Source organism: Tenebrionibacter intestinalis (assembly GCF_016632365.1).
Classification (GTDB): Bacteria; Pseudomonadota; Gammaproteobacteria; order Enterobacterales; family Enterobacteriaceae; genus Tenebrionibacter; species Tenebrionibacter intestinalis.
On record NZ_JAEPBH010000078.1, the window covers coordinates 1 to 5433 of the forward strand.

The following is a 5433-nucleotide window of genomic DNA, read 5'->3' on the forward strand; positions in this document are numbered from 1 at the left end:
GGTAAAAGTGTAGCGGTATTAGGCGCAGCTATTTAGCTGGTAGTGAAGGCCTAAATCAAAGCCTGATTTCGCATGCCCCTGGTTAACAGCGCATTCTAGCATTTTTTTTCCGATATCAGGGCGATATGCAGGATTATAGCCAATACTCGGTAATACCTTTGAAAGAAATATATTTCCAACTTTATACTGACCTTCAGGACTTCCTAAATCGGCTGATTTACGAAAATATACAATAGAGGCACTTTTATCCTGCTCTACTCCATAGCCTACCTCAAGGTAATAGCCCATAGCGTAATAACCGGCGGGGATATTGAGTTTGATCATACGCTCTACAATTCCTACCGCTTCTTCAGGTGCCGTTTTTCCCGACAGCGGTTTTACCAGACCGTCCATCAACAAGTTTTGCAGATTGCGCATGGCTTTATAGTGATCACGGGCAATTGCTTTACGGTACAACGTGCCAATGGCTTCATAATCTTTAGGACCTGAGGCTTTTTCCAGTAGCCGGGCCTGCCGAAACCAAGTGTCTGCCTGTGGGTCTAACTGTGGATGATTGTCTTCCTCATCTACGCAATTAAACTGCAATTTTTCTTCCTGGAGTGTGTTTACCACGTTCTGCCTGTCCTTTTTCTGTTGTCTGTCCTGATACCATTGCGGTGACGTCACTTCTATGCCTGAGCCACCATCCCCAAGGGAACTGACAACCTGTACGCAGCCACACAAGGAAAAAGCCAGGGCAGCAATGGCCGATATTTTTAATGAATTCCGTTTCATTACCCTCTCCTTTATCAATATCAGCAGGTAACACTGTTACTGCTGTGCTTTTTTGTACTCAAAAGTGCCATCCCAGGCTGGTAGTTCTGCTGGCGGCAGGGGAACAATTTTATCAATGTCTGGGAAACGAGCCTCTGGATGATAGCGAAGCTCTTTCTGAATTAACTCATAGCGGCGAACTCGCTCGGGATCTTTTTCCAGCGCTAAGTAGTTCGTTTTATCTGTTATAAGCGGAGCATTAAATGAACTTTTCAGTTGTCTTGCAGATAATAGACTGCCATTGCGAACGGCTAATTGAAAGTATTTAACAGCAGACGGATAATCTTTATCAACTATATAAAAATGTAGTGCCAATTGATAACCTGATTCACCAAACCCTTGTTTAACTGAGCAGTCCAGCATTTTTTTTCCAATATCCGGCCTATATGCAGGATTGTCACCTAATTCTGGTAGCAATTGTGACAAAAATATTTGACCAATTTTATACTGCCCTTCAGGGCTACCTAGATCTGCCGACTTGCGAAAATAAGCAATGGAAGCACTTCTATCTTGTTCCACACCATAGCCCATTTCCAGATAATAGCCCATAGCGTAATAACCGGCAGGGATATTGAGTTTGATCATACGCTCTACAATTCCTACCGCTTCTTCAGGTGCCGTTTTTCCCGGCAGCGGTTCTACCAGACCGTCCATCAACAGGTTTTGCAAGTTACGCATGGCTTTATAGTGATCACGGGCAATTGCTTTACGGTACAACGTGCCAATGGCTTCATAATCTTTCGGGCCTGTGGCTTTTTCCAGTACACGTGCCTGCTTAAACCAGCCATCTGCTTCGAGGTCTAACGGTGGGTGATTATCTGCTTCATTCACACAGGTAAACTGCAAATTTTCTTCCCGAAACGCACTCGCCATATTTTGCCTGTCCTTTTTCTGCTGCCTGACCTGATACCATTGCGGTGATGTCACTTCAATGCCAGCGCCACCTCCACCAGGCGAACCAACTATACGTACACAACCACAAAGTGAGAGTATCATCACTACAGTTATTGTTAACTTTAAAAATACTCTTTTCATTTAAGGCGGTTCCTTAATCTCCGTTGGTCAATTTCTTACTGTTATCACTAAATTCAACTAGTGCAGTTTCCGGTCTCCCTTTAGAATCCTTATTCTTTTTATTTTTACTAATTAAATCTTCCCAAACTTCATAAACTGCCGCAAAATCATCCCCTATCCCTTTCCCATCAGTATGCATCCCCCACAACCGGCGACGAACTTCCGGCACAATCGGATCCTGATCCGTATCCTGAAGCGCAATAGCAATTTCGCTGTCAAATGCCATACTGCGTAAGTTGATATTAGCCGAACCCTGAATCAGAAATATATCATCGATCAGCATCAGCTTGCTGTGCACATATACCGGCTGCCATTTGCCCGCTTCTGAATCTGGCGATACCAGCGTACAAATAATCGTTTTCAGGCCCGGAATATCCAATGCTGGAACTTCCGTATCCGGATCAACGCCCCGTATTTTATTGGTATATTTCGGCATTAAATCCTGGCGCCCCAGCGCCTCCAGCATTTTGTAAGTCTGGTGACCACCAATAGCGTTGGACGGCCATTTTTTATCCGCAGGCTTTTCTGTGCTGTTAGTCACCACAAATAAATACAGAGGACCGTGTCGTTCCGGATCACGTCCACAGCGAATCAACTCGTTGACCGTGCTGCGGATCTGCTTTGCCAGTTCATGAAAACGAAAATACTGGTTTTCTATGTAGATATAATTACGCGCCCGCTTTACGCTCTCCATATAGGCTTTGAGGATATCGTAACGTTTGTACTGTGGTTGAGTACGGCAAATTTGCCCCATAACCAGGTTTAACGGCACAGGCAGTGAAAGCCGTTGGTTGATCGCCTCCAGTCTTGCGCGATCGGGTAGAAATGCGCTGGAAGGAATGCCTGCCCGCGTCATCTTCAGGCCGCCGTCTTTCGCATCTTTTTCCCAGCTATCGACAAAATTCTCATTCATATGCCAGAGGATTTCACCAAATACACAAGCAGAAATATCCTGCCAGCCGGTAAAACCATCACGTCCTTCATCCTCTTTTTTACGCACTCTGGAATGTTTGTCATCATCCCAGTACTGCGACAGCATATTGTGCCCCATCACAAATCCTACCGTTCGGGTAGGATCCTCGTAATCCACCATTACCATTTTTTGATGGTGTGTTGAAAACAGCCCCAGCGCAGCATCGCGCATCATGGAGGAGTCATCCTCAACCCGGTAAGGGCTAAGCTCCTTCAGTCGGCTACTCACTCGGCTTAAATCTTTTACATCCGCCAGATCACGCTTGCATACTTCAAGCCCCGGAATCAGCCCGTGCTCAACACGGTAATGCCACTCTTTGTCGTACTGATACTGTTCTTCAGTTTCGTAGCCAAGACCTTTTCCAGTTGCCAGTAAACGGTTGTGATTGCTTTTCTGGTTCTGAAAAAATTTCTCTCTTTCAGTCTGGCTCATCGATGGGTATTTATCCGGCCACTGCTGCTCAACCTGGTAGAAACTTTCCCAGCCGGGAAAATTCGGATCCATCAACTGGCCGGTTCCTGAAAACCAAACCAACACCCTGACCCGCACATTGCGTTTTGTCGCCTCTTCGAGAAGCTCGCCAATCATTTTTCCGCCCGGGCGTTGAAAATACATGGACGCCTGGAAGCCCCAGGTAATGATATCGATGCTGATTTTCGCCTGCTCTATAGCGCGAGCCACCGCTTCAAAGGCGCGCGCTCCATTAATCAGCGGCGTATAAGCCGCGCGGCAGGGGGGATACTCTGATTTTTCAGGCAACCACTGAGGCGTCATAATGACTTCCTGAGTCTGACCTGGCACCGCTCTGCAAACTTGAGGTGTGGGAATAATCTTGCTCATGCCTGAAAATCCTTATTTATTGTTCTCATTTGCCTGCGGGTTCAGAAACTGATGGAACACCACGCTAAACTGGGTACCAAGATTTGCCGCATCTTTGGTCTGAGCGGGATCAACAGCGCGGAATCCCTGTCGTACAATGGCATCCTCCGGCTTGTCTTCCCCTTCATTCACCATTCGGATAGTGAATTTTTCACCACTCAGTAGCTCAATCTGATATTTGTCTGTCGGGATCTGATGTTCAATCTCAATTGCACCCTTTTCATCTGTCAGCCCTTTCTGAAGCACTGCACCATTAGCAGATAGCGTGTACGGTTCAAAAGCGCGCATTTTGGTGGGGCTTTGCGGCGTGGCGGCCAGCATAAAACGCAGCTTTTGCTTCGGCACACTCTGCGGCCAGCTCTGGTGGGTAATGTCCATCTTCTCCGGCCCGCTCACAATCCAGTTAGCCGCCTTCACCGTCTGGTTGCCAGGGCTGCCGTATTCAATTTTTCCGCCTTTGATGCGAATAAACGCCCCGCCGCAGGTCAACAGCAGCTCATCTTTGGCGGCAATGATGGTTTTTCCGCCGTGGCTGGTGACGGTCATGTCCTTCAGCGATGACAGATGCATTTCATCGCTCTGCGCCTGTAGCTCCACGTTGCCTTTCGCGGCAAAAAACTTCATGCCCGATTCACGGGCAAACAGGCTGATAGCTTTTCCGGCTGCCAGCGTTATTTTCTTCAGCGCCGAGAAATCCGCCTGATTGTTGGCAGTCACCGTCAGGTTATCCCCGGCGTGCAGTTGCACCGTTTTGGGCGTAGTTGCGGCAATCCCCGCAGGTGAGCTTAACAACAGCGCCGCCTGTTTCAGCTCATCAAGGCTCTGCGTCAGCAGCGCTTTCTGTGCGTTCAGGTCCGCCAGCTCCGCTTTTGCCACTGATGCCGCCTCGTGGAGCGACTGCGCCAGGTTCAACGCGTCCTTAAGCTGGCGCTGCGCTTCTTTCATATCCAACTGTTCAGAAGCGCCCTGCGCGCGCAGGTCGGTGCTGATGAAAAGCCCCCTGCCCGCACGCAACGCGCCCCATCCGTCGCTGCGCAGCTCAAAACCTTCACCGCGTTTTTCCCGGCCCGCAGAAACCAGTGCCCCCAGGTTCAGCTCGCTGTTGCCCGAGTGCGGCGTACTGAGATGAATAAACTCATGCTCCCGCCAGTCGTCCATCAGCAGCGTGTTTTTCGCAGGTGTGCGCAGGATGTTGCGTTTGTGATTCTGCTGCGTCACGTGGTCGCCGTGGCGCGAGTCGTGCATCACATGCGAGATATACGGCCGGTCCGGGTCGCCGTTCTCAAACGCCACCATCACCCCAGTGCCGTCAAGCAGCGGCCAGTGGAAGCCGTATTCATCCCCGGCATACGGTTTTGCCAGCCGTACCCAACAGCTTTCAAACCCCTTCTGCCACTCGCCCCGGTCCGGGTCGAAACGGATGCGGTAGCGCCCCTGCGCGTCGATATGCGAGTAGATGTCGTTTTCGGTAGTGCTGGAAATACGGGCTGACAGCGTCCCGCTCATGGCAGGCCAGGGCAGCTCTTCAGGCCGCCAGGTGTGGTGAATGCTCCAGGGCACAGCGGTGAAGGTAATAAAGTAGGAGGAATCCCGGGCGATATTGTGGCAGGCGGTGGAGACTATCAGCAGGCCGTCCGGCGCATCCGGCCAGTCCCTGCCCGGCGTGGTGATAATCATGCCGGGACGCAGGCGCA

General features: G+C 49.8%; 4 protein-coding genes. All 4 read right to left on the reverse strand.

Annotated features, from left to right (window positions below; translation table 11 throughout):
- Positions 1 to 18: 18 nt before the first annotated feature.
- Positions 19 to 774 carry a tetratricopeptide repeat protein gene (locus tag JJB97_RS17320; RefSeq protein ID WP_238715332.1) on the reverse strand — a complete coding sequence of 252 codons (756 nt, stop codon included), beginning with the start codon at positions 772 to 774 and terminating at the stop codon, positions 19 to 21.
- Between the two features lie 36 nt (positions 775 to 810).
- Complete coding sequence (locus tag JJB97_RS17325) at positions 811 to 1848, reverse strand: SEL1-like repeat protein (RefSeq protein WP_238715333.1); 1038 nt, start codon at positions 1846 to 1848, stop codon at positions 811 to 813.
- 13 nt (positions 1849 to 1861) lie between these two features.
- A complete protein-coding gene (locus tag JJB97_RS17330; protein ID WP_238715334.1) occupies positions 1862 to 3700 on the reverse strand; it encodes a phosphatidylserine/phosphatidylglycerophosphate/cardiolipin synthase family protein in 1839 nt (612 codons plus the stop codon).
- A gap of 12 nt (positions 3701 to 3712) precedes the next feature.
- A partial coding sequence (locus tag JJB97_RS17335) for a DUF2345 domain-containing protein (RefSeq protein ID WP_238715335.1) occupies positions 3713 to 5433 on the reverse strand: 1721 nt, incomplete at its 5' end.

What these genes read in the sequence shown, in the direction of transcription:
- JJB97_RS17320 (WP_238715332.1), bottom strand. Translation starts at nt 774, where the DNA reads ATGAAACGGAATTCATTAAAAATATCGGCCATTGCTGCCCTGGCTTTT.
- JJB97_RS17325 (WP_238715333.1), bottom strand. Translation starts at nt 1,848, where the DNA reads ATGAAAAGAGTATTTTTAAAGTTAACAATAACTGTAGTGATGATACTC.
- JJB97_RS17330 (WP_238715334.1), bottom strand. Translation starts at nt 3,700, where the DNA reads ATGAGCAAGATTATTCCCACACCTCAAGTTTGCAGAGCGGTGCCAGGT.